General features: G+C 52.1%; 28 protein-coding genes and 1 other annotated feature. Of the genes, 11 read left to right on the top strand and 17 right to left on the bottom strand.

The features are described from left to right. Window positions 1-24: 24 nt before the first annotated feature. The 4 genes from FDW92_RS12090 to FDW92_RS12075 are packed head-to-tail and all read left to right on the top strand — an operon-like array spanning window position 25 to window position 3,638. The gene (locus tag FDW92_RS12090; protein WP_042308795.1) at window positions 25-1,056 is read left to right on the top strand and encodes a hemin-degrading factor; all 1,032 of its coding nucleotides are present in this window, start codon (window positions 25-27) and stop codon (window positions 1,054-1,056) included. Then, window positions 1,053-1,874, top strand: coding sequence for a hemin ABC transporter substrate-binding protein (locus FDW92_RS12085; RefSeq protein ID WP_042308797.1), 822 nt, complete (start codon window positions 1,053-1,055; stop codon window positions 1,872-1,874). The genes FDW92_RS12090 and FDW92_RS12085 overlap by 4 nt, the downstream gene beginning before the upstream one ends. After that, a complete protein-coding gene (locus FDW92_RS12080) occupies window positions 1,874-2,866 on the top strand; it encodes an iron ABC transporter permease (protein WP_042308799.1) in 993 nt (330 codons plus the stop codon). The genes FDW92_RS12085 and FDW92_RS12080 overlap by 1 nt, the downstream gene beginning before the upstream one ends. Continuing rightward, window positions 2,859-3,638 carry a heme ABC transporter ATP-binding protein gene (locus tag FDW92_RS12075; protein ID WP_042308801.1) on the top strand — a complete coding sequence of 260 codons (780 nt, stop codon included), beginning with the start codon at window positions 2,859-2,861 and terminating at the stop codon, window positions 3,636-3,638. The genes FDW92_RS12080 and FDW92_RS12075 overlap by 8 nt, the downstream gene beginning before the upstream one ends. On the opposite strand, the gene selO is transcribed toward FDW92_RS12075, so the two are convergent. From selO to thrS, 14 genes are all read right to left on the bottom strand, one after another. After that, window positions 3,635-5,077 carry a protein adenylyltransferase SelO gene (gene selO, locus FDW92_RS12070; RefSeq protein ID WP_042308802.1) on the bottom strand — a complete coding sequence of 481 codons (1,443 nt, stop codon included), beginning with the start codon at window positions 5,075-5,077 and terminating at the stop codon, window positions 3,635-3,637. The two genes, FDW92_RS12075 and selO, sit on opposite strands and share 4 nt — an antisense overlap. A 61-nt stretch (window positions 5,078-5,138) precedes the next feature. Next, entirely contained in the window at window positions 5,139-5,852 is a 714-nt protein-coding gene (locus tag FDW92_RS12065; protein ID WP_137400629.1) for an EAL domain-containing protein, read from the bottom strand. Window positions 5,853-6,170: 318 nt separating this feature from the next. Continuing rightward, window positions 6,171-6,635, bottom strand: coding sequence for an NlpC/P60 family protein (locus FDW92_RS12060; protein ID WP_042308806.1), 465 nt, complete (start codon window positions 6,633-6,635; stop codon window positions 6,171-6,173). Window positions 6,636-6,712: 77 nt separating this feature from the next. Then, window positions 6,713-7,462, bottom strand: a complete 750-nt coding sequence (gene btuD, locus FDW92_RS12055; RefSeq protein ID WP_042308808.1) for a vitamin B12 ABC transporter ATP-binding protein BtuD — start codon at window positions 7,460-7,462, stop codon at window positions 6,713-6,715. Continuing rightward, window positions 7,462-8,013: a glutathione peroxidase gene (locus tag FDW92_RS12050; protein ID WP_042308809.1), complete on the bottom strand. Its 552-nt coding sequence runs from the start codon at window positions 8,011-8,013 to the stop codon at window positions 7,462-7,464. Before FDW92_RS12050 ends, btuD begins: the two co-directional genes overlap by 1 nt. Before the next feature lie 60 nt (window positions 8,014-8,073). Beyond that, window positions 8,074-9,054 carry a vitamin B12 ABC transporter permease BtuC gene (gene btuC / locus FDW92_RS12045; RefSeq protein WP_042308812.1) on the bottom strand — a complete coding sequence of 327 codons (981 nt, stop codon included), beginning with the start codon at window positions 9,052-9,054 and terminating at the stop codon, window positions 8,074-8,076. Between the two features lie 145 nt (window positions 9,055-9,199). Beyond that, complete coding sequence (ihfA, locus tag FDW92_RS12040) at window positions 9,200-9,499, bottom strand: integration host factor subunit alpha (RefSeq protein WP_003030571.1); 300 nt, start codon at window positions 9,497-9,499, stop codon at window positions 9,200-9,202. A 4-nt stretch (window positions 9,500-9,503) separates the two neighbouring features. Further along, a complete protein-coding gene (pheT, locus tag FDW92_RS12035; RefSeq protein WP_042308814.1) occupies window positions 9,504-11,891 on the bottom strand; it encodes a phenylalanine--tRNA ligase subunit beta in 2,388 nt (795 codons plus the stop codon). A 15-nt stretch (window positions 11,892-11,906) separates the two neighbouring features. After that, window positions 11,907-12,890 (bottom strand): phenylalanine--tRNA ligase subunit alpha, encoded by a 984-nt coding sequence (gene pheS / locus FDW92_RS12030; RefSeq protein WP_003832580.1) that lies wholly within the window; start codon window positions 12,888-12,890, stop codon window positions 11,907-11,909. A gap of 165 nt (window positions 12,891-13,055) precedes the next feature. Beyond that, window positions 13,056-13,180 (bottom strand) — a sequence feature (Phe leader region). Continuing rightward, on the bottom strand, window positions 13,131-13,175 hold the full coding sequence (gene pheM / locus FDW92_RS23130) for a pheST operon leader peptide PheM (RefSeq protein WP_001386830.1): 45 nt from the start codon (window positions 13,173-13,175) through the stop codon (window positions 13,131-13,133). Its footprint overlaps the feature before it by 45 nt. A 119-nt stretch (window positions 13,181-13,299) precedes the next feature. After that, a complete protein-coding gene (rplT, locus tag FDW92_RS12020; protein ID WP_003030578.1) occupies window positions 13,300-13,656 on the bottom strand; it encodes a 50S ribosomal protein L20 in 357 nt (118 codons plus the stop codon). Between the two features lie 54 nt (window positions 13,657-13,710). Continuing rightward, window positions 13,711-13,908: a 50S ribosomal protein L35 gene (rpmI, locus tag FDW92_RS12015; RefSeq protein ID WP_003030583.1), complete on the bottom strand. Its 198-nt coding sequence runs from the start codon at window positions 13,906-13,908 to the stop codon at window positions 13,711-13,713. A gap of 96 nt (window positions 13,909-14,004) precedes the next feature. After that, window positions 14,005-14,547, bottom strand: a complete 543-nt coding sequence (gene infC / locus FDW92_RS12010; RefSeq protein WP_048997935.1) for a translation initiation factor IF-3 — start codon at window positions 14,545-14,547, stop codon at window positions 14,005-14,007. Window positions 14,548-14,550: 3 nt separating this feature from the next. Next, a complete protein-coding gene (thrS, locus tag FDW92_RS12005; RefSeq protein WP_032939806.1) occupies window positions 14,551-16,479 on the bottom strand; it encodes a threonine--tRNA ligase in 1,929 nt (642 codons plus the stop codon). A 302-nt stretch (window positions 16,480-16,781) separates the two neighbouring features. Between thrS and yniD the strand changes: the two genes are divergently transcribed. Next, entirely contained in the window at window positions 16,782-16,889 is a 108-nt protein-coding gene (yniD, locus tag FDW92_RS23245; RefSeq protein WP_227255173.1) for a small membrane protein YniD, read from the top strand. Between the two features lie 165 nt (window positions 16,890-17,054). Here the strand turns inward: yniD and FDW92_RS12000 are convergent, their stop codons facing one another. Beyond that, window positions 17,055-17,813: a YdiY family protein gene (locus FDW92_RS12000; protein WP_042308816.1), complete on the bottom strand. Its 759-nt coding sequence runs from the start codon at window positions 17,811-17,813 to the stop codon at window positions 17,055-17,057. 287 nt (window positions 17,814-18,100) lie between these two features. Between FDW92_RS12000 and pfkB the strand changes: the two genes are divergently transcribed. Together pfkB and FDW92_RS11990 are read left to right on the top strand one after the other, a co-directional pair. Then, window positions 18,101-19,030 carry a 6-phosphofructokinase II gene (gene pfkB / locus FDW92_RS11995; RefSeq protein ID WP_042308819.1) on the top strand — a complete coding sequence of 310 codons (930 nt, stop codon included), beginning with the start codon at window positions 18,101-18,103 and terminating at the stop codon, window positions 19,028-19,030. Window positions 19,031-19,298: 268 nt separating this feature from the next. After that, a complete protein-coding gene (locus tag FDW92_RS11990; RefSeq protein ID WP_042308821.1) occupies window positions 19,299-20,159 on the top strand; it encodes a fructosamine kinase family protein in 861 nt (286 codons plus the stop codon). A 56-nt stretch (window positions 20,160-20,215) separates the two neighbouring features. Here the strand turns inward: FDW92_RS11990 and FDW92_RS11985 are convergent, their stop codons facing one another. Continuing rightward, a complete protein-coding gene (locus FDW92_RS11985) occupies window positions 20,216-20,752 on the bottom strand; it encodes a YniB family protein (protein ID WP_042308823.1) in 537 nt (178 codons plus the stop codon). 167 nt (window positions 20,753-20,919) lie between these two features. Between FDW92_RS11985 and hxpB the strand changes: the two genes are divergently transcribed. The 4 genes from hxpB to tcyP all read left to right on the top strand — a co-directional run bounded on the left by hxpB (window position 20,920) and on the right by tcyP (window position 24,700). Beyond that, window positions 20,920-21,588: a hexitol phosphatase HxpB gene (gene hxpB / locus FDW92_RS11980; protein ID WP_042308825.1), complete on the top strand. Its 669-nt coding sequence runs from the start codon at window positions 20,920-20,922 to the stop codon at window positions 21,586-21,588. Between the two features lie 140 nt (window positions 21,589-21,728). After that, a complete protein-coding gene (gene kduD, locus FDW92_RS11975; protein ID WP_042308827.1) occupies window positions 21,729-22,490 on the top strand; it encodes a 2-dehydro-3-deoxy-D-gluconate 5-dehydrogenase KduD in 762 nt (253 codons plus the stop codon). Window positions 22,491-22,573: 83 nt separating this feature from the next. Continuing rightward, on the top strand, window positions 22,574-23,173 hold the full coding sequence (locus FDW92_RS11970) for a metal-dependent hydrolase (RefSeq protein WP_087050648.1): 600 nt from the start codon (window positions 22,574-22,576) through the stop codon (window positions 23,171-23,173). Between the two features lie 135 nt (window positions 23,174-23,308). Next, on the top strand, window positions 23,309-24,700 hold the full coding sequence (tcyP, locus tag FDW92_RS11965) for a cystine/sulfocysteine:cation symporter (protein ID WP_042308829.1): 1,392 nt from the start codon (window positions 23,309-23,311) through the stop codon (window positions 24,698-24,700). Between the two features lie 63 nt (window positions 24,701-24,763). Here tcyP and cedA read toward each other — a convergent pair whose 3' ends face one another. Beyond that, window positions 24,764-25,027 (bottom strand): cell division activator CedA, encoded by a 264-nt coding sequence (gene cedA, locus FDW92_RS11960; RefSeq protein ID WP_071600734.1) that lies wholly within the window; start codon window positions 25,025-25,027, stop codon window positions 24,764-24,766. Window positions 25,028-25,173 lie beyond the last annotated feature (146 nt).

Below are 25,173 nucleotides of genomic sequence, written 5' to 3'. Positions count from 1 at the left end.
GCAGCAATCTGGAAGGAAGAGACAATGAATCACCACACACGCTGGCTGGAACTGAAAAAAGAAAATCCTGGCAAATATGCACGTGACATCGCGGCTATGATGCACATCAGCGAGGCAGAACTGACCTTCGCGCGCGTCGGTCATGACGCCTGGCGCTTACGTGGCGAAGTCCGCGAAATCCTCGGCGCGCTGGAAGCCGTAGGCGAAACAAAATGTATTTGCCGCAACGAATATGCGGTGCATGAGCAGGTCGGCACCTTTACCAACCAGCACCTGAGCGGGCATGCCGGGCTGGTACTCAATCCACGCGCCCTCGATCTGCGTCTGTTCCTGAATCAGTGGGCAAGCGCCTTTCATATCAGAGAAACAACCGCTCACGGCGAGCGTCAGAGCATTCAGTTTTTCGACTATCAGGGTGATGCATTGCTGAAGGTCTATGCCACACAAAATACCCTCGTTGAGGAATGGGCTGCGTTACTGACCCGTTTCATCTTTGCAGAAAACCCGCCACTGGTGCTGCAACCTGTCAACAATTCTGCGCCTGCCGCCGTCACCGTTGATGCACAGACCGTTGATCAAGAGTGGCGAGCCATGACTGATGTCCACCAGTTTTTCGGTCTGCTGAAACGCCACGATCTCACTCGCCAACAGGCATTTAATCTGGTGGGCGACGATCTGGCCTGCAAAGTTCCTAATAGCGCACTGGCGCAGTTACTCGATACCGCGCGTCAGGATGGCAATGAAATTATGGTTTTTGTGGGTAATCGCGGCTGCGTACAAATTTTTACCGGCGTAATAGAAAAACTGGTGCCGATGAAAGGCTGGCTGAATATATTCAACCCAGCATTTACATTACATCTGCTGGAAGAAAGCGTGGCTGAAACGTGGGTAACACGCAAACCAACCGCCGATGGACACGTAACCAGTCTGGAACTGTTTGCGGCCGATGGCACACAGATTGCCCAACTGTACGGTCAACGTACGGAAGGTGAACCGGAGCAAACGCAATGGCGCGCACAAATTGACGCACTGACGCCGAAAGGGCTGGCCGCATGAACAAACTCCTGCTCCTGATTGCGTTGCTACCCGTTACTGCGCTGGCGGCCCCCGAGGAAAGAGTCGTCACTCTGGGTGGCGACGTCACCGAAATTGTGTACGCGCTGGGGGCGCAGTCAACGCTGGTGGCGCGAGACAGCACCAGTCAGTGGCCTGAAGCCGCAAACGCCCTGGCTGACGTCGGCTATTTACGCCAGCTTAACGCCGAAGGGATCCTTGCCACCCGCCCTACGCTGGTCCTTGCCAGCGCGCAGGCGCAGCCTTCTCTGGCTCTAAAACAGGTCGAGCAGAGCCACGTCAAGGTTGTTACGATCCCGGCAAACAACGACCTTAGCGCGATTGATGAAAAAATACGCGTCATTGCCGAGGCGACTCACCGGGAGGCCGATGGCGAAACGTTGCGTGCAACCTTACGTCAGGAGCTGGCGGCGCTCCCGTCATCTGAACTTAACAAACGCGTCCTATTTATTCTTAATCATGGAGGGATGACCGCCATGGCCGCAGGCCAGCAAACCGGAGCCGATGCGGCTATTCGCGCCGCCGGTTTGCGCAACGCGATGCAGGGGGTTAACCGTTATCAGCCTCTTTCACAAGAAGGTGTGATTGCCAGCCAGCCGGACCTGGTGGTGATTTCACTGGAAGGTGTTAAGGCAATGGGGGGCGAGGCGAACCTGTGGGCGCTGCCGGGGCTGGCGAAAACACCTGCGGGACGGAATAAACAGGTATTACAGGTTGATGATATGGCACTGCTTGGCTTCAGTATCCGTACCCCGCAGGCCATTTTGCAGCTTCGCGCGAAAGCAGAGCAATTACCCTGATGTCCCGACGAATTACCTGTTCTTTGTGGGCCATGGCGCTAATGCTGGTCGTAATGACAATTTTGGCTACCGGTTTTGGCGCGTTGCGCCTGCCGGTAAGTCTGCTCTGGCGTGATGACAATGAAACGCTGCGTCAAATCTGGCTCACTATTCGTCTCCCCCGTGTCCTGCTGGCCCTGGTAATCGGCGGCGCTCTGGCGCTATCCGGCTGTGTGATGCAGGGACTGTTTCGCAACCCGCTTGCCGACCCGGGGTTACTCGGAATTAGCAGCGGTGCGGCCTGCGCCGTCGCCCTGTGGGTGGTACTGCCTGTCTCTTTGCCCGCGCTGCTGATGCTGTATGCGCCAATGTTGGCTGCATTTGTCGGTGCGCTGGCGGCAACCGTGGTGATTTTTATCCTCAGCCAACAGCACGACGGCTCACTCTCGCGGCTGCTGCTGGTCGGTATAGCGATCAACGCGCTCTGCGGGGCGGCTGTTGGCGTTCTGTCGTGGGTCAGTAATGATGCGCAACTGCGCCAGCTGTCGCTGTGGGGGATGGGAAGTCTGGGCGCTGCGCAATGGTCCACGCTGCTGGCGGTTACCTCGCTGGCTATCCCGACGGTGCTGATCATCTGGCATCTGGCTCCGGCCCTGAACCTGCTGCAACTGGGTGAGGAAGAGGCACATTATCTTGGCGTGAATGTGCGTACAATCCAGCGTATTTTGCTGCTTTGCAGCGCCTTGCTGGTAGCCACAGCGGTAGCAGTAAGCGGCGTAATTGGCTTCATCGGGCTGGTTATCCCGCATTTAATGCGGATGTGGCTCGGCGCAGACCATCGGGCCGTTATCCCCGGTTCCGTGCTGGCGGGCGCGTTTTTATTACTGATTGCCGACACGCTGGCCCGCACTTCAGTTGCGCCGGCGGAAATGCCGGTCGGTCTGTTAACCAGTCTGCTCGGCGCCCCGTGGTTTTTATGGCTTATTTTTCGTCAGCGAGGATCGCATGGCTGAATATTTCGTTGCTGAAGGGCTTCACTATCGCGTGGCGGGCAGGTCGGTGATTGCTGATGTATCGCTTACCCTCGCAAAAGGTGAACTGGTGGCGCTCATCGGCCCAAACGGTGCGGGGAAATCTACCCTGCTGCGCCTGTTGACCGGTTTCCTCAAACCTATTGCCGGGCGCTGCGTGCTGGCGGGCAAAGCGCTGAATGAGTGGCATACGCAGACCCTGTCGCGCCATCGGGCGGTGATGCGTCAGCAAACGCAACTGGGATTTGACTGGCCGGTAGAGGCCGTTATCGCGATGGGACGCGCGCCCTGGACCCAGCGTTCGGAACCTCGCCTTATCGCGCAGGTGATGGACATGACCGGATGCACACCATTGGCAGGTCGGCAATATGCCGCGCTTTCCGGCGGCGAGCAACAGCGCGTGCAGTTAGCCCGAGCCCTGGCGCAACTCTGGTGCGACGGAGCGCCTCGCGGCTGGTTATTTCTTGATGAACCCACCTCTGCTCTGGATCTTTACCACCAGCAGCATCTGCTGCGGTTACTGAAAACGCTTGTCGCTTCAGGAGAGCTGCATGTGTGTATTGTGCTTCACGATTTGAATCTCGCCGCCTTGTGGGCTGACAGAATAGTGTTATTGCATAATGGCAGGCTGGCGTCGCAAGGGACGCCAGAGACCGTGTTACGGGCCGATGATCTGATGCGCTGGTACGGTGCTCAGGTTCACGTTGGCCATCATCCGGCCAACGCGTCCCCACAGGTATTTCTGGCACCTTAGCTTGAACAGCTCACTTCCAGCCGTTTGCCCCAGTCAGGCGGCCGACTGACATAGTCATCATCGCGATCCACAAACGGGGTACGCAACGCCTGGTGCAGCCGATGTAGCTCGGCGTAATCACCCTGCTCCGCCTGACTAATCGCCCGTTGCGCCAGCCAGTTGCGTAAAACCATCGCCGGGTTTGCCGCCTTCATCTGTGTTTGTCTGACATCGTCAGCAACGCTGTCCTGTTCCAGACGCGAGCGATACCGCGTGAACCAGCCGTCAAAAGCCGCACGGTCCACAAACTCATCGCGTAGCGGAGATAGCGCACTGTGTTGTTCCGTCAGACTGAGCATGCGAAACGTTCTCGTATAGTCGCTTCTTTCTCGCGCCATCAGGCTAAACAGTTCACTCAGCAGCTCGTTATCGTTTTTCTGCTCGCTAAAGAAGCCGAGCTTTTGCCGCATCCGTTGACCGTAACGCGTTAACAGCGCCAACTGGTAATTGTCCAGCGCATCATTGAGCGCCTCGACAGGGATAAATGGCGACAGGGTTTGCGCCAGACGTTGCAGGTTCCACAACGCGGCGGCCGGTTGATTATCGAAACTGTATCGTCCCTGATGATCGGAGTGGTTACAGATAAAATCTGGCACGTAGTCATCAAGAAAACCATACGGACCGTAATCCATCGTCAGCCCCAGAATAGACATGTTGTCCGTATTCATAACGCCATGCGCAAACCCTACCGCCTGCCAGTCGGCGATTAAGCTTGCGGTACGCGTGACAATATCGCTAAACCACAGCTGATATTTATCGGCTTCTTCCTGCCAATGCGGCCAGTAATGACGAATCGCGAAGTCTGCCAGTTGACGGACTTTTTCCGGCTCGCGACGATAGTAAAAGTGTTCAAAATGGCCAAAGCGCATATGGCTTTGCGCCACGCGGATGAGCATCGCCCCATGCTCTACCGTTTCGCGATATACCGGCGTGTCGCTGGTGACAATCGACAATGCGCGCGTGGTGGGAATGCCCAGATAGTGCATCGCCTCGCTGGCCAGACTTTCGCGAATGGTTGAACGCAGCACGGCGCGTCCATCGCCCATGCGGGAATAAGGCGTGAGTCCGGCGCCTTTCAGGTGCCAGTCAAGCGTCGAGCCATCAGCAAGCTGTTGTTCGCCCAGCAGGATCCCGCGTCCGTCGCCAAGCTGTCCTGCCCAGACGCCGAACTGATGTCCGCTATAAACTTGCGCTAAAGGCGACATCCCGGGAAGCAAGGATTCGCCTCCCCAAACGCCTGAACCATCTGGAAGAGTAAACAGCGCCGCAGGAATAGCCAATTGCTCAGCCAGAGCATCGTTATGCCAGATAAGATGCGCGTTTTTCAGGGGCGTAGGCGAGAGTGCTGTATAGGTTGCTGGTAATTCATCACGCCAGCGGGTGGTAAAAGACAGGGTCATAAGGCCTCCTGTCTCTAGTGTAGACTGTTAATAGCCTGTTAAACACCAGCAAATAAAAGGGTTATATCCTGGACAATGAAATTATCTGCGCGGGCGGCACCGCAGGCCACAGTCCTCCCTGCATCGCGCTGAAACCGAGAGGAAGTACTCGCGCCAGCATCTCTTGCGAGTCAATACCGCTAATGATGATTGACTCACAGCAGGGTGAGATTTGCGCCTGGATAGCGCGCATAAATGGTTCAAATGAAATATGTGCAATCCTTTGTTGAACAAAGTTTTTATCCAACACCACACGTTTGAACAGGCCATCAAAAATTGCCCGCGTTGATATGCCGCCGGCGCCATAGTTTTGTAAAACTAATGGAAATCTTGCCGCAAGCGCAGCCAGCGTTGGATTGTCTTTACCTTTGTTTAACTCTGGATAGCTTTCATTAATAGCCAGTTCCAGAAATGAAAATCGTTCAATTTGTGAAGCATATTCAGCGTCTGATAATAAAGTATTAGCAATTGCCGGGGTTAAATTAATCCAGGCTGAGACTCTGCGCTGAATAAAAAAATGTTGGCACGTTTCGATTAATTCTAGTTTTTCTGCAAATAAACGACATTGCTCATCGTCCGACATCCGGGGTAAGACCAGCTCGGTTGGTATACGCACATCCCCATGCAGGCTGGCAAAACTGGTGATGATATCTACGAACTCAAGATCGCCTTTTTCACTTCTCGCAGGAAGAAAAGAGAATTCCGATTGATAAAGATTATCCAGTGAAACAATCATCGTGCCAGCCCCTCTGCATAGGTGTTATCCGGCATCCTGTAGCAAAGGATGGAGAAATACGTTACTGCTGATGCAAGTAGAGGCTCTTTCATTTTTCCCTTTATAGCCAGTAAATCGAATCCTTTTTTTTAGCTTATCCTGATTATAAGCGAATATCCAGCTTTGCACTTTTTAATATCTCGGCATAAATCATATTTTTAGTAAGATACACTCTTAAGGTTCAGGGTTATTGTTCTGCTTAAGACAGATATAAAAGTTAACGTGCAAACGCTGAGGGCGAGGCTGCGCAGTCGTTGGCAGCCTCGTCAGTTGTGAGGATTAAATACGTCGAGCCTGCCAAAAGTTTTTACGCCAGTAGACATTATCCAGTGACGAGCGCATCACTCCGCGGCTGGTTGAGGCATGAATAAATTGATTATTGGTGTCGTAAATGCCGACATGCAGACCACTTTCTCCGGATCCGGTTTTAAAGAAAACCAGATCGCCTGGCAGCAAATCATCTTTATCGATTTCGGTACCAATCTTTGATTGCATACGCGTGTCGCGCGGGAGCTGTAGATCGAATTGATCCCGCATCGTCATCAAAACAAACCCTGAGCAATCCACCCCGCTACGGCTCATACCACCATAACGATAAGGTGTACCATGCCAGGTTTGTAGCTGGTCATTAAGACCGGCGATCACGGCGATAGAATCCGACAAGTGGGCATTTGGCGCAGGAGCACGATGGCTGCTGCAGCCCGCCAAAAACAATGCTGTGATGAAAAGGAGCCAAAAACGCATTCAGGACGAATCCTCTGGATTTAATTTTTATGCCAATTTAGCGTGGAAATTATATGATTTTCAAGAACCCATTTAACTTAAGTGGTTGATATGAGCATTCTGTGGCCTTCGATATCCAAACGACGGAAGTTCACGCCGTAAGCCGAAGACAGATTAGCTGGCGTCAGGACCGTATCACGTGAGCCACTGGCAAGCAGCTTCCCACGTTTGAGCAACCAGGCCTTATGCGCATGGCGCAAGGTATGATTGAGGTCATGGCTGCTCATTACAATCGCTATTCCCTGCAAACACAGCTGCCCCAATAACTTGTCCAGGGCGTTTTGTTGCGCGACGTCCAGGCTGTTCATCGGCTCATCCAACAGTAAAAGCTGACCGAATGGATTTGCTTGCGGGCAAATTTGCAAAATAACGGCAGCGAGGCGTACACGCTGCCATTCACCGCCGGAGAGTTGATTCACGCCACGCCCCAGCTTATCCCCCAAACCCAGCGCATCGGCGACCTCCTGTAACAGATCGACTCGCGCTTTGTCGGGTTGATGCAGCGTCAGAAAATGCCAGACTGGCATGGCAAACGGCGGGTTTTGCTGTTGCGCAAGATAAGCACGATATTGCGCCAGCTTTGCTGCCGGCCATTCTTCAAGCGCCATGTCGCCAAAGGTGATGCTGCCCTCCCCGGTCGTCAAACCCGCTATACGCGCCAACAGCGTACTTTTCCCCGCACCGTTAGGTCCCACCAAATGCAGGATTTCCCCTGCTTTTATTTCACCAGAAAGCGGGCCGAGCCGGGTCGATTCCGCTACATCCTGTAGCTGCATCAATCGAGACATTAGTTTGCCAGCGCCTTCTTGATGCTTTGCACCAGCATAGGATCCTCAGGCGTCATATCCGGAGAGAATCGTTGCAGTACTTGCCCATCCCGCCCCACTAAAAACTTCTCAAAGTTCCACAGGATATCGTCCGGGTAGAGCGGCGCCCGGCCTTTACTGACCATACGTTCATAGAATCCACTGTCTGCTGGCGCAACTGCCGTTGGCGCGGCATCAATCAGCTTCTGATACAGCGGATGACGCCCCTCGCCGTTGACGTCAATCTTGCTGAACATCGGGAAAGTAACGCCCCAGGTCATACTGCAGTACGTTTTGATTTCGTCTTCGCTGCCCGGTTCCTGGCCCAGAAACTGATTGCAGGGAAAACCAAGCACATTGAAGCCCTGCTGATGCCAGGCTTTCTGCAGGTTCTCCAGTTGTTCGTATTGCGGCGTCAGTCCACATTTTGAAGCAACGTTGACGATTAACAGTACATTGCCGGAATACGGTTGCAGCGTAGTCGCCTCGCCGTCAATGGTCGTCACTTCTGTATTGAGGATAGTGTCTTGCATAGCATCTCCAGAACAACAGGTTGATTTTCAGTTTTTAATCATAGACCGAACCAACGCTTTCTAGCGCGCGGCTTTCAACAATAGCCAGATAAATACCGGGGCTCCCATGGTAGCCGTGACCACGCCGATGGGCAGTTCAGCCGAAGCCAGCACCAAACGCGCGACAACATCGGCAAACAATAATGCGATTGCGCCAGCCAACGCGCAGCCAGGCAGGAGAACACGGTGATCGGTTAAACCACACAACCGCAAAATGTGTGGGATAACCAATCCAATGAAACCAATCGCGCCCGCCAGAGCCACGCTTACGCCGACCATCCATCCCGTGGCGACCACCAGCAGATTGCGCCAGAACCATAATGGTAACCCCAGTTGGCGCGCAGACGTTTCCCCCAGCGCCAGCATATTCATCGGCTGAGACTGACAGCAGATCCATATCAGTACGGGGATCAACGCCACCATCAGCCAGGCCTGATGCCAGTCTACGCCGCCAAAGCCACCCATCATCCAGTACATCAGTTGTCGTAAGTCAAAAGAGGTGGAAAAGTAGATGGCCCACGTCATCAGCGCGCTACAGATAATGCCCAGCGCCACTCCCGCCAGCAACAAGCGACTGGTAGACAAATGCCGACGGGCAAAGCGTAACAGAATGAGAGTAATAATCAGCGCCCCGGCGATGGCGCATAAACCCAACGCCCAGCCGGGAAGTTGCCCCTGGCCGAGCAGCACCGCAGCGATGAGTCCTACGCCTGCGCCGTTAGACACGCCCAGTAGACCCGGTTCCGCAAGTGGATTTTCAAAAAGGGCCTGCATTACCGCACCGGATAAGGCCAACGCAGCGCCTACCAGCAAAACGGCGAGGGTACGAGGAAAGCGGATTTGCCAGACGAACAGATCGCCGCGGGCGCTGAACCAGTCGCCGGGAGCGATCCATTGCTCTCCTGCGCACAAGCTTAAAATCGTTGCCAGTAACATCAGCACTGACAGAGACAGTATCCAGCGCACGTTTCGTCGCTGCTGTTGATGGGCGAAAGTCAGCATGTTTTCCATTCTGCTGAAAAGAGATGGGGGTGATTCTACGGTGCTGTTTCGGTAGTGAAAAGGAAAAAGGCCGCAGAGCGGCCTTTTTAGTTATATACGTCATGCTTTGCGCTTGGCAGCGCAAGTAACTTAACGAATCGTTAAATCACTCTTCTTTGGGCGTTGCGTTTTCAACCCGGCTTTTTAACTTCTGTCCGGGTCTGAAGGTCACCACGCGCCGTGCTGTAATGGGAATATCTTCGCCCGTTTTCGGGTTACGGCCCGGACGTTGATTCTTATCACGCAGATCGAAGTTACCAAAACCAGAGAGTTTTACCTGCTCACCATTTTCCAGAGCACGACGGATCTCTTCGAAAAACAGCTCGACCAGTTCTTTGGCATCCCGCTTGCTAAGCCCAAGCTTATCAAACAGATATTCTGACATTTCAGCTTTTGTAAGCGCCATAGGTTCAATCCCTCAATGATGCCTGGAATCGCTCTTTTAATGCCTCTACACATTTGGCGACGGTAGCGGCAATCTCCTCTTCTTCAAGTGTACGGCTGGTATCCTGAAGGATCAGGCTGATAGCGAGGCTCTTATAACCCTCCGCAACACCCTTACCGCGGTACACGTCAAATAAGTTTACGCCAACTACCTGATTTACGCCAACTTTCTTACACTCGGATAAAATATCCGCAGCGGGAACGTTTTCTGCCACAACGACTGCGATGTCGCGACGGTTCGCTGGGAAGCGAGAAACTTCACGCGCCTGAGGCACCACGCGGTCTGCGAGCTTGTTCCACTCAAGTTCAAATACCAGAGTGCGACCGTTCAGATCCAGTTTACGTTCCAGTTCAGGATGAACAACCCCAATGAAACCAATACGTTCACCTTTCAGATAAATCGCCGCAGACTGACCCGGATGCAGTGCTGGATTCGCTTCAGCTTTGAACTGAATGTCCGCCAGTTTGCCGGTCAGGTCGAGAACCGCTTCCAGATCGCCTTTCAAATCATAGAAATCAACGGTCTCTTTTGCCAGATTCCAGTGTTCATCATGACGGTTACCGCAGATCACGCCTGCCAGCATCAGATCCTGACGGATCCCAAGGTTGGCCTGCGTATCCGGTACGAAACGTAAACCCGTTTCAAAAATACGCACACGGTTCTGCTGACGATTCTGGTTATACACCACCGTTGACAGCAAACCTGTCCACAGTGACAAGCGCATTGCTGACATATCAATAGAAATTGGGCTTGGCAGCAGCAGCGATTCTTCACCCGGATGCAGCAACGCCTGAATTTTCGGGTCGACAAAGCTGTAGGTGATAACTTCCTGGTAGCCTTTGTCATTCAGCATGGTTTTTACACGTTTCAGCGATAAATCCGCTTCACGATGCTCACCCATGATCAGACCTGCCTGAATTGGCGTATTCGGGATATTGTCATAACCATATACGCGGGCAACTTCTTCGACCAGATCTTCTTCGATTTCCATATCGAAACGCCAGCTCGGCGCTACCGCTTTCCACTCATCCTGACCTTCCGTGACGTCACAACCCAGACGACGCAGAATATCGCTCACCTGGTCATCAGCAATATGGTGTCCGATCAGACGATCCAGTTTGCTGCGGCGAAGCGTAATGGTCGCGCGTTTTGGCAGCGTCGCTTCGTTGGTCACATCAATAATTGGACCGGCTTCACCGCCGCAGATATCAATCAGCAAACGGGTAGCGCGCTCCATCGCTTTGTACTGCAGCGCCGGATCGACACCACGCTCATAGCGGTGAGAGGCATCGGTGTGCAGGCCATGACGACGTGCGCGACCGGTAATAGACAGCGGGCTGAAGAATGCGCATTCCAGCAGGACGTTTTGCGTTTCGTCATTCACGCCGGAATGTTCGCCACCAAAGATGCCGCCCATGGCCAGCGCTTTGTTATGGTCGGCAATCACCAGCGTATCCGCATTCAGTTTCGCTTCGCTGCCGTCTAGCAGAACCAGGGTTTCCCCCTCTTTTGCCATACGAACAACAATCCCGCCTTCGATGCGATCTTTGTCGAACGCATGCATTGGCTGACCCAGTTCGAGCAGCACATAGTTGGTGACGTCAACGACTGCATCAATGGAGCGGATGCCGCAGCGACGCAGTTTTTCTTTCATCCACAACGGAGTTGGCGCTTTAACGTTGATGCCTTTCACAACGCGGCCCAGATAGCGCGGGCAGGCTTCCACTGCTTCGACCTGAATCGGCAGGACGTCGCTAATGGTTGCGGCTACAGGCGCGATTTGCGGCTCAACCAATGGAGCCTGGTTCAGTACAGCCACATCACGTGCCACACCGATGATACCCAGGCAGTCGGCGCGGTTCGGCGTAACGCTGATTTCGATGGTGTTATCGTCAAGCTTCAGGTATTCGCGGATATTGGTGCCAATTGGCGCATCGGCGGGCAGTTCGATAATGCCGCTATGATCGTCGGAAATGCCCAGCTCGGAGAACGAGCACAGCATGCCTTCAGACGGTTCACCACGCAGTTTCGCCGCTTTAATTTTAAAGTCGCCCGGCAGTACGGCGCCCACGGTTGCCACAGCCACTTTCAGGCCCTGACGGCAGTTCGGCGCGCCACAGACGATATCCAACAGGCGGTCGCCGCCTACATTCACTTTGGTGACGCGCAGTTTGTCAGCGTTCGGGTGCTGAGCGCACTCAACCACTTCACCCACCACCACGCCGTTGAACGCGCCCGAAACAGGTTCCACACCGTCAACTTCCAGACCCGCCATCGTGATTTGGTTTGACAGCGCATCGCTATCAATCGCCGGGTTTACCCATTCGCGTAACCACAGTTCACTGAATTTCATTGTTTTATCCTGCCTTTATTTAAACTGTTTGAGGAAACGCAGATCGTTTTCGAAGAAAGAACGCAGGTCGGTCACGCCATAACGCAACATGGTCAGACGCTCCATACCCATACCGAATGCAAAGCCAGAGTAGATCTCCGGATCGATACCCACGTTGCGCAGCACGTTCGGGTGAACCATCCCGCAGCCCAGCACTTCCAGCCATTTGCCGTTTTTGCCCATCACATCAACTTCCGCAGAAGGTTCGGTGAACGGGAAGTAAGAAGGACGGAAGCGAACCTGCAGGTCTTCTTCAAAGAAGTTGCGCAGGAAATCGTGCAGCGTACCTTTCAGGTTGGTGAAGTTGATGTTGGTATCAACAATCAGCCCTTCCATCTGATGAAACATTGGAGTGTGCGTCTGATCGTAGTCGTTACGATAAACGCGCCCAGGGGCGATGATACGGATCGGCGGCTGTTTTTCTTTCATGGTGCGGATCTGCACGCCGGAAGTCTGCGTACGCAGCAGACGGGTCGCGTCAAACCAGAAGGTGTCGTGGTCAGCACGTGCCGGATGATGGCCAGGAATATTCAGTGCGTCGAAGTTATGATAGTCATCTTCGATTTCCGGACCGGTCGCCACGGTAAAGCCCAGCTCACCAAAGAAGCTTTCAATACGGTCGATAGTACGTGTTACCGGATGCAGACCGCCGTTTTCGATACGACGTCCCGGCAGTGAGATATCGATCGTTTCTTCAGCCAGACGGGCATTCAGCGCAGCACTTTCTAATTCGGCTTTACGTGCATTCAGCGCTTGCTGTACCTGCTCTTTGGCTTCGTTTATCACCGCACCTGCTGCCGGACGCTCTTCTGGCGGCAGCTCGCGCAGGGTTGTCATCTGAAGGGTCAAGTGCCCTTTCTTGCCCAAATATTCGACGCGGACATTGTCTAACGCGGCAACATCTGAAGCCTGGTTAATGGCGGCCGTTGCACTGGCAACCAGCTCTGCGAGATGTGACATGGTTTTCCTCGTTATGTGGCGATATTCACTAGTCGCTCGTATATACGCAAAATCATTTAAGTTGTATCAAGGCGGCAAAAGAGCAAATCCTCAGGAGCGTACATCAGTACGTGACTGGGGTGAGCGAATGCAGCCAACACAGAGACAACTTGAAGGATGACGCGTATAAAAAAAGCCTCCACCAGGGAGGCTTTTAGGCGCTGTTTTCCGTTTCTTCTTTCACGCGCAAGCCTCCTGAGTTCAGGTGCTAAAGTAAAAGAAGAAGCGGAAAATAGCAGCATTCATGCTTGCGTTACCTTGTGTGGTAAAAACCGGACAACCTTTATTGAAAAGGCTTACGGGTAAATTGTCAACCAATTGATTGCCCTACAATAAAAGAGAGGGAGCCAGGCTCCCTCTTTTCACCGGCTTATGCCAGAGCTGCTTTCGCTTTTTCAACCAGAGCGGTGAACGCTACTTTGTCGAATACTGCGATGTCAGCCAGGATCTTACGGTCGATTTCAACAGAGGCTTTTTTCAGGCCGTTGATGAATTTGCTGTAAGAAATACCGTTCTGACGTGCTGCTGCGTTGATACGCGCAATCCACAGTTGACGGAACTGACGCTTTTTCTGACGACGGTCACGATAAGCGTACTGACCAGCTTTGATAACAGCCTGGAAGGCAACGCGGTATACGCGAGAACGCGCACCGTAGTAGCCTTTAGCTTGTTTCAAAATTTTCTTGTGACGTGCACGGGCAACTACACCACGTTTTACGCGAGCCATATGTGCTCTCCTGTATCTATATTCTTAGTAAAAAATTAATTAAACGTTAACGGCTTATGCGTACGGCAGGCACGCGATAACCAGACCCAGATCGCCTTTAGAAACCAGGCCTTTTGGACGCAGGTGACGTTTACGCTTAGTAGATTTTTTGGTCAGAATATGACGCAGGTTTGCGTGCTTACGCTTAAATCCACCACCACCGGTTTTTTTGAAGCGCTTAGCAGCACCGCGTACGGTCTTAATTTTTGGCATTTTAATAACTTCCACTTCGCATTGTTAATAAACGAAACGTAGGCGAACAACGGCTGTGGAACCCGCAGGCTCCACAGACATTGCTACTTGAAGGCCTTACTGTTTCTTCTTAGGAGCGAGCACCATGATCATCTGACGGCCTTCGATCTTCGTAGGGAAGGATTCGACTACTGCCAGTTCACTCAGATCGTCACGGACGCGGTTGAGCACTTCCATACCGATCTGTTGGTGGGCCATCTCACGACCGCGAAAACGCAGCGTGATCTTAGCCTTATCGCCATCTTCCAGAAAGCGTACCAGGCTGCGGAGTTTTACCTGGTAATCGCCATCGTCGGTGCCAGGACGGAATTTAATTTCCTTAACCTGGATAACTTTTTGCTTTTTCTTCTGTTCCTTAGAAGACTTACTCTTTTCATAAAGGAACTTGCCGTAGTCCATAATACGACAAACTGGCGGTTCGGCGTTAGGGCTGATTTCAACTAAATCTACTCCAGCTTCTTCAGCTTTTTCGATTGCTTCTCTCAGACTCACAATACCCAAAGCTTCGCCTTCCAGACCTGTTAAGCGAACTTCCAGGGCGCGAATCTCGCCATTGATACGATTCGGACGTGCCGTTTGAACTCGTTTTCCGCCTTTAATACCTTATTCCTCCAGTTGTTGAAGACTGCGGCTGCGAATCTCTTGTTGCAGCTTCTCAATCACTTCATTTACGTCCAGGCTGCCCAAGTCTTTGCCACGACGGGTGCGCACGGCAACTTTGCCTGCTTCAACCTCTTTGTCGCCACAGACCAACATGTAAGGGACACGACGTAAAGTGTGCTCGCGGATTTTAAAGCCAATCTTCTCATTTCTCAAGTCTGCTTTTACACGAATGCCCGCATTTTGTAGTTTCTGCGTTAATTCGTTAACGTATTCAGACTGAGAATCAGTAATGTTCATGACTACAACCTGAACCGGCGCAAGCCAGGTCGGGAAGAAGCCAGCGAACTCTTCGGTCAGGATACCGATGAAACGTTCCATCGACCCAAGAATTGCACGGTGAATCATAACCGGCACCTGACGCTCGTTGTTTTCGCCAACATAAGAGGCGCTTAAACGGGACGGCAGAGAGAAGTCCAGCTGTACAGTACCGCACTGCCATGCACGATCGAGGCAGTCATACAGGGTAAATTCAATTTTCGGACCGTAGAATGCGCCCTCACCCAGTTGGAACTCAAACGGGATGTTGTTTTCTTCCAACGCAACGGCCAGGTCAGCTTCAGCACGGTCCCACATTTCATCGCTACCGATACGTTTTTCGGGGCGAGTGGACAGTTTGACAACGATCTTCTCGAAGCCAAAGGTGCTGTACATATCGTAGACCATACGAATACAAGCGTTAACTTCATCACGGATCTGTTCTTCAGTACAGAAGATATGCGCATCATCCTGAGTGAAGCCACGAACACGCATCAGACCGTGCAGCGCGCCTGACGGCTCGTTACGGTGGCAGCTACCAAACTCAGCCATACGCAGCGGCAGATCGCGATAAGATTTCAGACCCTGATTAAAGATCTGTACGTGACCCGGGCAGTTCATGGGCTTAATGCAGTATTCACGGTTCTCTGAAGACGTCGTGAACATCGCATCTTTGTAGTTATCCCAGTGACCTGTTTTTTCCCACAGCACGCGGTCCATCATGAACGGACCTTTAACTTCCTGATACTGGTATTCTTTCAGTTTCGAACGAACGAAGACTTCCAGTTCACGGAAGATAGTCCAGCCATCATTGTGCCAGAACACCATACCCGGCGCTTCTTCCTGCATATGATACAGGTCAAGCTGTTTACCGATTTTACGGTGATCGCGTTTGGCGGCTTCTTCCAGACGTTGCAGGTAGGCGTTGAGGGCTTTTTTATCTGCCCATGCAGTACCATAAATACGCTGCAGCATCTTATTATTGCTGTCGCCACGCCAGTATGCCCCTGCGGTCTTCATCAGTTTGAAGTGATGGCAGAAACGCATGTTCGGCACGTGCGGGCCACGGCACATATCGACATATTCTTCATGATGGTACAAGCCAGGCTTGTCATCATGGGCAATGTTTTCATCAAGAATAGAGACTTTATAGGTCTCACCACGCTTCACGAAGGTTTCACGCGCTTCGTACCAGCTGACTTTCTTCTTAATGACATCGTAGTTTTTCTCAGCGAGCTCGTGCATCCGCTTCTCGAGCGCGTCGACGTCTTCCTGGGTTAACGTACGGTCAAGATCGATATCGTAGTAAAAACCGTTGTCAACAACCGGTCCGATCGCCATTTTGGTGTGCGGCCAGAGTTGTTTGATCGCGTGCCCTAACAGGTGCGCACAGGAGTGACGAATGATCTCCAGACCTTCTTCATCCTTCGCGGTGATGATGGAGAGCTTCGCATCATGTTCAATCAGATCGGAAGCATCTACCAGCTCACCGTTAACACGGCCAGCAATAGTGGCTTTCGCCAGACCTGGACCGATGTCCAGCGCAACATCCATGGGGCTTACAGCGTGGTCGTAATGGCGTTGGCTGCCATCAGGAAGAGTAATAACAGGCATGTTATATCCTTATTTGCAGTGGTGACCCACACGTAAGATCACATACAAAGATTCAATATTTAAAATTATCAAAAAGGTGTGGGCTGATTCCCGCTTCACTCTGCGAAATATGTCACTGGTTGCCTTAGTGGCGACGCTGGACCTACACCCGCTTTTTGATAACACCGTTGACAGTGTACACGGTGTTACGAGCCGATCAAAGCAGCAATCAACGCGCACTGTATGATGTAAATCAATTCACTGACACCCTGACGTCTTTGTTACACTTGCCGAAAGTCATCGCATATGAGCAGGAAAGAACTATGCCAGCAAATCGCTTTGCGAAGAAACACTGGAGAATAGTTGTGATTCTGCTTGTTATTTGTGCGGCAATACTGCCCCTACGCTGGGCCGCCATGATCTGGGGTTAAATTATTGGCAACTGCCGTGCGGTTCCGTTTATTTATCTATTAAATCGAATTCATCTGATAAATAGTGCGTTATTGATATGTGGTAAAAATAAAACGTAGATTAAATATTAAATAAACTTAACTTTAATTGGGAAAACCGGGCCAATTATTTGACCCGGCTTGTCATTACATACGATAACCGAGCGAAACAGTCGTTCGACGATCGGTATGCTCCGGCGCAGTTGCCGGCGGCTCAGAGTTCCAGGTCACGTTGTAAGCCACCTTTAACCCGAAGTGTTCGTTGATGGCAACGTTCAAAGCCGTTTCAGAATTGAGTGTCGTATCGTCAGCACCGAATACCGATACACCCTGAGTAAACTTGGTGTTGTCCGTCATCTGCCACGCATAGGCCCCGGACGCATAGCCCAACGGCTGCGTTTCGGTGGTGCCATCAGTGTGCTCGTCATAACGAACACCAGGACCGAATTCAAAACGGAAGCTGTGCACCGGTCCATTGAGGAACTGACGACCGTAACCTGCGGTCAGTACGTCACGCTCGCGATAACCGTTGTAACGGTCGGTCAACCAGCTTGCCTGCCCAAAGAGATAGTCATAGTCGGTCATGTTGTAACGACTGCGGCCCCCTACGGCATACTTCTCTGATGAACGCTCATCATTTGAGGAGGTATTGCTGGCATTTCCCCACAGAGACCACGCCGTGGTTTGACCATACCAGGTCATGTTGGTGTCTGCAGTTAAAGAAGAACTTTTTGTGTTGCCTGACTGGGCGAGATATCCCGCGTTCAGGTTACCTTCAAAGGGTTTTTTCGCGCTGGAAGGGTCATCCATGACAGTAAAAACGGAATCATCGGCGGCAGCATGCATTGACGCAAGCAGGCCTCCCATCAGCATGAATGCTGCGGGCACTGTCTTCAAAAGCTTCATTTATTAAGAGTCCGTACAACAAAAAAAGAGACCATAACGGTCTCGGAAACTTTCATATGGATCAATGACAAAAGACCCTTGAAAGGTAACAAATTATAAAAAGACTCGAATAACATAGCAATAAATTCTTATTTCATTTTTTGAATAAGAGCGTTCTTAAATCGTTATTTTATTTATATAACTTTGGCCCGATAATTTTAAATAAAGATATGAAAAATCATGTTGTTAATTACTTCACTTTCGGGGTGTTAAGTGCCAGACTGAAGGCAGCCTAACAGGAGGTAAAGATGGTACGTATCTATACGTTAACACTTGCGCCCTCTCTCGATAGCGCAACAATTACTCCGCAAATCTACCCAGAAGGTAAACTTCGCTGTACTTCGCCGGTTTTTGAACCCGGTGGCGGCGGCATCAACGTCGCTCGTGCAATTGCTCATCTTGGCGGTACTGCGACGGCTATCTTCCCCGCGGGCGGGGCCACGGGAGAGCATCTTGTTGCATTGCTCGCCGACGAAAATGTTCCCGTCTCTACGGTCGAAGCCAAAGACTGGACCCGCCAAAATCTGCACGTCCACGTTGAGTCTAGCGGTGAGCAGTATCGCTTCGTTATGCCCGGGGCTGCGCTGACCGATGATGAGTTCTATCAACTTCAGGATCAGGTGCTGGAAATTGAGTCCGGCGCGCTGCTGGTGATTAGCGGCAGTTTGCCGCCTGGGGTACAGCTTGAGAAGCTGACCCAACTCGTTACCTCAGCACAAAAACAGGGTATTCGCTGCATCGTCGATAGCTCAGGCGAGGCGCTAACGGCGGCGTTAGCCATCGGCAATATCGAACTGGTCAAACCCAACCTCAAAGAACTGAGCGCGCTGGTGAATCGCGAACTCACCCAGCCCGATGACGTGCGTAAAGCCGCACAGGAGATTGTGCAATCGGGTAAAGCACACCGCGTCGTGGTGTCTCTTGGGCCACAAGGGGCGCTGGGCGTTGATCGCGACACCTGCGTCCAGGTGGTTCCACCCCCGGTGAAGAGCCAAAGTACCGTAGGGGCAGGCGACAGCATGGTCGGCGCTATGACGCTTAAACTGGCTGAAAACGCACCTTTTGACGATATTGTTCGTTTCGGTGTCGCCGCCGGTAGCGCAGCAACCCTGAATCAGGGTACGCGTCTGTGCGCTTTGGACGATACGCAAAAAATATATGCATACCTTGCTCAGTAATGGCACCGTCCCCCTTTTAACAGAAGGGGGATGTTCCGGTAAAACTGTCGGCATGGGTGTTATACGTCTATGCTAAAAAATCACGTGATTACAAAGAAGTGAATCATGTACAACCGGACGTCTCCATAACGGTGCGAGATGAAGAAGAACGACAAACATTAAGTGCCTTTCGAGCGATGACGCGTCCGTGGTGTGCGTCAGTTCGTGTTTTTTAACCGCATTCTTGCGCTAACCTTATGATCTGGCAGACAACATGGGGAGAGACATCATGTGGCAGGCTATCAGTCGTCTTTTAAGCGAGCAATTAGGTGAAGGCGAAATCGAACTGCGTAATGAACTGCCCGGCGGAGAGATCCACGCCGCATGGCATTTACGCTATGCGGGGCGCGATTTTTTCGTCAAATGCGATGAAAGAGAGTTGTTAACCGGCTTTACGGCGGAAGCCGATCAGCTGGAGCTACTTTCCCGCAGCCAAACCGTATCAGTACCGAAAGTTTGGGCGGTAGGCGCAGACAGAGATTACAGTTTCCTGGTGATGGACTTCCTCCCTCCCCGTCCGCTTGACGCGCACAACGCGTTTATCCTCGGCCAACAACTTGCGCATTTGCATGAATGGAGCGATCAGCCGCAGTTCGGACTCGACTTCGACAATGCGCTCTCAACCACGCCGCAACCCAATACCTGGCAACGTCGCTGGTCAACTTTTTTTGCCGAGCAGCGTATTGGCTGGCAACTGGAACTCGCCGCTGAGAAAGGTATTGCGTTTGGCAATATTGACGCCATTGTCGAGCATGTTCAGCAACGCCTCGCTTCCCATCAGCCGCAGCCGTCGCTCCTGCATGGGGATTTGTGGTCGGGGAACTGCGCGCTCGGCCCGAATGGTCCCTACATCTTCGACCCTGCCTGCTACTGGGGAGACAGAGAGTGCGATCTGGCAATGCTGCCGTTACATACCGAACAGCCGCCACAAATTTATGACGGTTATCAGTCCGTCTCGCCGCTCCCCCTGGATTTTCTCGACAGACAGCCTGTCTACCAGCTCTATACGCTGCTGAATCGGGCCATTCTGTTCGGAGGGCAGCATCTGGTTGTGGCGCAGAAAGCAATGGATAGGTTACTGGCGGCTTAGCAACGCGCTTATCAGGCCTGGCGTTACACAATGAGTCAGGCCTGATATGTCAACGCTTACAAAAAGCCCAGCAATGAGAAGAAAAAGTAGCCGATGACGATAACAATCACCGGCAATATATACAGCGGGAAAATTTGTAAAAAGATCGTATGGTGCGGCACCACGATACGTGACTCGATTTGTCCACGTGATAACCCTTCACTGCCTTTTGCCTGTTCCAGAATCAGCTGGTCCTCAACGCCTTCGCGTAAAAAGCGCGCCTGACGGCTCATTCTTGCACCTGAGTCCTGCAACGCTAAGCCGATAAAAATCAGGATGAAAATCAGCCAAAAAACGAGATTGAGTCCACTTTGAAAATCGGGAGTCGGCGAGTTATACCAAAATACGTTAAGAAATGGGGTGTTCACCCGCATCATGTCGATCATTACGTGGGCAAAATCGAGCATTACCGCATTAATCCCCTCCTGCTTTTCGCTGTGCGCATACATAAACTTCAGTACAGAAACCAGTGTTGAAATCAGCGCGGGAATGAAAATCACCCATCCCACCAGCCTTTTCAAGACGGCAATGCGTCCAGCTTGTTGATACGTCATGAGTTCCCCTTGATAAAGACGTGTCATTTTGGCCTAAGTTTACCCGTTGATAACCGTTTTCGCCTGATCTTTAAAGGCGGTATAATAGAGAATTAGCCATAATGAACGCTCAGAGCCTGTTATGACTGGCTCGAAATCCCTTTTATCACCCTAAAGGAGAGGTTGTGATGTCAACCCCGCGTCAAATTCTTGCTGCAATTTTCGATATGGATGGATTACTGGTCGATTCAGAACCGCTCTGGGATCAGGCCGAACTAGATGTGATGGCAAGTTTAGGCGTTGATATCACTCGCCGCCATGAACTTCCCGATACCCTTGGCTTACGCATCGACATGGTGGTTGATTTGTGGTTTGCGCAGCAACCGTGGAATGGTCCCACACGTCAGGAAGTGACTGCACGTATCATCACGCGGGCAATTGCGTTAGTTGAAGAGACAAGACCGCTGTTGCCTGGCGTACGTGAAGCCGTGGCGTTGTGCAAATCGCAGGGAATTCTGGTCGGGCTGGCATCCGCATCACCGTTGTATATGCTGGAAAAAGTGCTGACCATGTTTGATCTGCGCGACAGCTTCGATGCGCTGGCCTCCGCGGAGAAACTGCCCTACAGTAAACCGCACCCACAGGTGTATCTTGATTGCGCAGCGAAACTGGGCATTGATCCATTGAGCTGCGTTGCCCTGGAAGATTCCGTCAATGGCATGATCGCCTCAAAAGCGGCTCGCATGCGCTCTATCGTGGTGCCTGCACATGAAAATCAGGACGATCCTCGCTATGTACTGGCCGACGTAAAACTGTCCTCGCTCACCGAACTTACAGCCGTTCATCTGCGCGGCTAATCCTCTCACGGGCAATGCGAATCATTGCCCGTGAGATTGTTTTTTTTAAAACGGCATTTCATTTTTATTGTATTTCTGCTCAGCCTCTCCTATTCTTTCCGCATGGTGAAGTGTGAATGGAATGAATAATTGAGGTGAATATGATTCAGGATGCTTTTCGTCTCGCAGGTAAAGTCGCCATCGTCACCGGCTGTGATACCGGCCTTGGACAAGGTATGGCACTCGCGCTGGCTGAAGCTGGCTGTGATGTGGTCGGCGTGAATCGTAAAACTCCCCATGAAACCGCAGAGAAAATTAACGCGCTTGGTCGACGTTTTATGGCGATTCAGGCCGATCTCCGCCAACAGGACATACTCTCCGGCATCGTGACACAAACGGTAGCGGCATTTGGTCGGGTCGATATTCTGGTCAATAATGCGGGCACCATTCGTCGCCAGGATGCGTTGGACTTCAGCGAAAAAGACTGGGATGACGTGATGAACCTGAATCTCAAATCCGTGTTCTTTCTGTCGCAGGCCGTGGCGCGCCAGTTTGTGGCGCAGGGTAACGGTGGGAAAATAATTAATATTGCCTCAATGCTCTCATTTCAGGGCGGGATCCGCGTTCCTTCCTATACCGCATCTAAAAGCGGTGTACTGGGTATCACCCGCCTGCTGGCTAATGAATGGGCTGCACAAGGTATTAATGTCAACGCTATTGCGCCCGGCTATATGGCGACCAATAACACGCAGCAATTACGTGAAGACAGCGAGCGCAATCAGGAGATTGTCGATCGTATTCCAGCCGGACGCTGGGGCACGCCTGACGATCTGAAAGGCCCGGTCGTTTTCCTCGCCAGTCCTGCCTCTGACTATATACATGGCTATACGCTGGCCGTGGATGGCGGTTGGCTGGCGCGGTAAAGGCGCACTTGTGACAAAGGGTTACAACGTCACCTCTTCCGCCTACTGTATAAAACCCCTATACTGTATGAATCGACAGTTTATTGGGTTTTATCATGACGGCGGAAGGCCACCTTCTTTTTTCTATTGCCTGTGCGGTATTTGCCAAAAATGCCGAGCTAACGCCCGTTCTTGCGCAGGGTGACTGGTGGCATATTGTTCCTTCAGCCATTTTAACGTGCCTGTTGCCGGATATCGATCATCCCAAATCCCTGCTCGGCCAGCGTCTGAAGTGGATATCAAAACCCATTGCCCGCGCATTTGGCCATCGCGGGTTTACGCATAGCCTGCTGGCAGTCTTTGCCCTGCTGGCCACGTTTTACCTGAAAGTTCCTGATACCTGGATAATTCCGGCTGATGCCTTACAAGGCATGGTTCTCGGTTATCTCAGCCATATTCTGGCCGATATGCTGACCCCGGCGGGCGTCCCCCTGCTTTGGCCCTGCCGCTGGCGTTTTCGCCTGCCGATCCTTGTGCCGCAAAAAGGGAATCAACTGGAGAGATTCCTGTGTATGGCGCTGTTTGCCTGGGCCATCTGGATGCCGCAGACCGTACAAGAAAACAGTGCAGTACGCTGGTCATCACAAATGATAAATACGCTTCAAATGCAGTTTAATCGTTTCATAACGCACCAGGTTGACTAATAAATCAGCCGAAATGTCATTTTTGGCATAAACAATTCCATTTGAATATAAGAGGCATGTCACAGTTCTGCTAATCTTGCGCCAACAGAATCACCATCGTACGGTGATCCGCATAATAAGATCAGGAGAACGGGGATGAACTTTCCATTAATCGCGAACATTATCGTGTTCGTAGTGCTGCTGTTCGTGCTGGCGCAAGCCCGTCACAAACAGTGGAGTCTGGCAAAAAAAGTACTGGTCGGTCTGGTCATGGGTGTGGTGTTCGGCCTCGCGCTGCACACCATTTATGGCTCCGACAGCCAGGTTCTTAAAGATTCCGTACAGTGGTTCAACATTGTCGGCAACGGTTATGTCCAGTTGCTGCAAATGATTGTTATGCCGCTGGTCTTTGCCTCTATACTCAGTGCCGTTGCGCGTCTGCACAACGCCTCTCAGTTAGGTAAAATTAGCTTCCTGACCATCGGCACGCTGCTGTTTACCACGCTGATTGCCGCACTGGTAGGTGTTCTGGTGACCAACCTGTTCGGCTTGACCGCCGAAGGTCTGGTACAAGGTGGGGCTGAAACCGCTCGCCTGAACGCCATCGAAACCAATTATGTTGGTAAAGTTGCCGACCTCAGCGTTCCGCAACTGGTGCTGTCGTTCATCCCGAAAAACCCGTTTGCCGATCTGACCGGAGCGAACCCGACGTCGATTATCAGCGTAGTTATCTTCGCTGCATTCCTCGGTGTAGCCGCACTGAAACTGCTGAAAGATGACGCACCAAAAGGCGAGCGCGTTCTGGTCGCTATCGATACCCTGCAAAGCTGGGTGATGAAATTGGTTCGTCTGGTCATGCAGTTAACGCCGTACGGTGTTCTGGCGCTGATGACTAAAGTGGTTGCAGGCTCCAACCTGCAGGACATCATCAAGCTGGGTAGCTTCGTCGTCGCTTCGTATCTCGGTCTGGGTATTATGTTTGTGGTACACGGGATCCTGCTGGGTGTGAACGGCGTTAGCCCGCTGAAATACTTCCGTAAAGTCTGGCCGGTGCTGACTTTCGCCTTCACCAGCCGTTCCAGCGCCGCGTCCATCCCGCTGAACGTTGAGGCACAAACCCGTCGTCTGGGCGTACCTGAATCCATTGCCAGCTTTGCCGCCTCTTTTGGCGCAACGATTGGTCAGAACGGTTGTGCCGGCCTGTACCCGGCCATGCTGGCGGTGATGGTCGCCCCGACCGTCGGGATTAACCCGCTGGATCCAATGTGGATTGCCACGCTGGTAGGTATCGTGACAGTGAGTTCCGCAGGCGTTGCGGGTGTGGGTGGCGGCGCGACCTTTGCTGCGCTGATCGTTCTGCCTGCCATGGGTCTGCCGGTAACGCTGGTTGCTCTGCTGATCTCCGTTGAACCGCTGATTGATATGGGTCGTACTGCGCTGAACGTCAGCGGCTCCATGACTGCCGGTACGCTAACCAGCCAGTGGCTGAAGCAGACCGACAAAACGATTCTGGACAGCGAAGATAACGCCGAACTGGCGCATCGCTAAGTCTGTTTGCTGAAAAACAAAAAACCGCCGGCGTGTAATGCCCCGGCGGTTTTTTATATCCAGTCAATCGCTCAGTTCATTTTCCTGACGAATCTGATTAGCCCAGCGTTGCGCTGATTCCGGAACAGTAAATGCAGGCGAACGCTGAAACGACTCCCCCATTAAGACAAAAGCGACATATTTCCCGCGCAGTATCCATACGTCACGAAACGCATCCATTTTAACCGCATGCTCTGGCGGAGCAGGCTCCACGCGTGGCACGTAGCTAATAACCGGACGATTTTGTTGGCGAAGAGGTTTCATAATCAGTTGTTTCACTAAAGACAAATTCTAAAAATCAGAAAACTGCTATCTTAGCCGATTTTCCCCTCCTGCGTCCTGCCTTGCGTGCGCGGTTTGTCTGCCTCATCGCGCTTTACCTCCTCGTATATTCCTGCAGGGCTGAATGAGTGGTCTATAGTTAAAGCTTTTGA

It is taken from the genome of Citrobacter sp. wls706, assembly GCF_005281305.1.
Lineage (GTDB): Bacteria > Pseudomonadota > Gammaproteobacteria > Enterobacterales > Enterobacteriaceae > Citrobacter > Citrobacter werkmanii.
This window is presented reverse-complemented; position numbering and strand designations above follow the sequence as displayed.

Bases quoted from the DNA above. Each gene is read 5' to 3' on its own strand.
- FDW92_RS12090 (WP_042308795.1), top strand. From the start codon at position 25: ATGAATCACCACACACGCTGGCTGGAACTGAAAAAAGAAAATCCTGGC.
- FDW92_RS12085 (WP_042308797.1), top strand. From the start codon at position 1,053: ATGAACAAACTCCTGCTCCTGATTGCGTTGCTACCCGTTACTGCGCTG.
- FDW92_RS12080 (WP_042308799.1), top strand. From the start codon at position 1,874: ATGTCCCGACGAATTACCTGTTCTTTGTGGGCCATGGCGCTAATGCTG.
- FDW92_RS12075 (WP_042308801.1), top strand. From the start codon at position 2,859: ATGGCTGAATATTTCGTTGCTGAAGGGCTTCACTATCGCGTGGCGGGC.
- selO (WP_042308802.1), bottom strand. From the start codon at position 5,077: ATGACCCTGTCTTTTACCACCCGCTGGCGTGATGAATTACCAGCAACC.
- FDW92_RS12065 (WP_137400629.1), bottom strand. From the start codon at position 5,852: ATGATTGTTTCACTGGATAATCTTTATCAATCGGAATTCTCTTTTCTT.
- FDW92_RS12060 (WP_042308806.1), bottom strand. From the start codon at position 6,635: ATGCGTTTTTGGCTCCTTTTCATCACAGCATTGTTTTTGGCGGGCTGC.
- btuD (WP_042308808.1), bottom strand. From the start codon at position 7,462: ATGTCTCGATTGATGCAGCTACAGGATGTAGCGGAATCGACCCGGCTC.
- FDW92_RS12050 (WP_042308809.1), bottom strand. From the start codon at position 8,013: ATGCAAGACACTATCCTCAATACAGAAGTGACGACCATTGACGGCGAG.
- btuC (WP_042308812.1), bottom strand. From the start codon at position 9,054: ATGCTGACTTTCGCCCATCAACAGCAGCGACGAAACGTGCGCTGGATA.
- ihfA (WP_003030571.1), bottom strand. From the start codon at position 9,499: ATGGCGCTTACAAAAGCTGAAATGTCAGAATATCTGTTTGATAAGCTT.
- pheT (WP_042308814.1), bottom strand. From the start codon at position 11,891: ATGAAATTCAGTGAACTGTGGTTACGCGAATGGGTAAACCCGGCGATT.
- pheS (WP_003832580.1), bottom strand. From the start codon at position 12,890: ATGTCACATCTCGCAGAGCTGGTTGCCAGTGCAACGGCCGCCATTAAC.
- rplT (WP_003030578.1), bottom strand. From the start codon at position 13,656: ATGGCTCGCGTAAAACGTGGTGTAGTTGCCCGTGCACGTCACAAGAAA.
- rpmI (WP_003030583.1), bottom strand. From the start codon at position 13,908: ATGCCAAAAATTAAGACCGTACGCGGTGCTGCTAAGCGCTTCAAAAAA.
- thrS (WP_032939806.1), bottom strand. From the start codon at position 16,479: ATGCCTGTTATTACTCTTCCTGATGGCAGCCAACGCCATTACGACCAC.
- yniD (WP_227255173.1), top strand. From the start codon at position 16,782: ATGCCAGCAAATCGCTTTGCGAAGAAACACTGGAGAATAGTTGTGATT.
- FDW92_RS12000 (WP_042308816.1), bottom strand. From the start codon at position 17,813: ATGAAGCTTTTGAAGACAGTGCCCGCAGCATTCATGCTGATGGGAGGC.
- pfkB (WP_042308819.1), top strand. From the start codon at position 18,101: ATGGTACGTATCTATACGTTAACACTTGCGCCCTCTCTCGATAGCGCA.
- FDW92_RS11990 (WP_042308821.1), top strand. From the start codon at position 19,299: ATGTGGCAGGCTATCAGTCGTCTTTTAAGCGAGCAATTAGGTGAAGGC.
- FDW92_RS11985 (WP_042308823.1), bottom strand. From the start codon at position 20,752: ATGACGTATCAACAAGCTGGACGCATTGCCGTCTTGAAAAGGCTGGTG.
- hxpB (WP_042308825.1), top strand. From the start codon at position 20,920: ATGTCAACCCCGCGTCAAATTCTTGCTGCAATTTTCGATATGGATGGA.
- kduD (WP_042308827.1), top strand. From the start codon at position 21,729: ATGATTCAGGATGCTTTTCGTCTCGCAGGTAAAGTCGCCATCGTCACC.
- tcyP (WP_042308829.1), top strand. From the start codon at position 23,309: ATGAACTTTCCATTAATCGCGAACATTATCGTGTTCGTAGTGCTGCTG.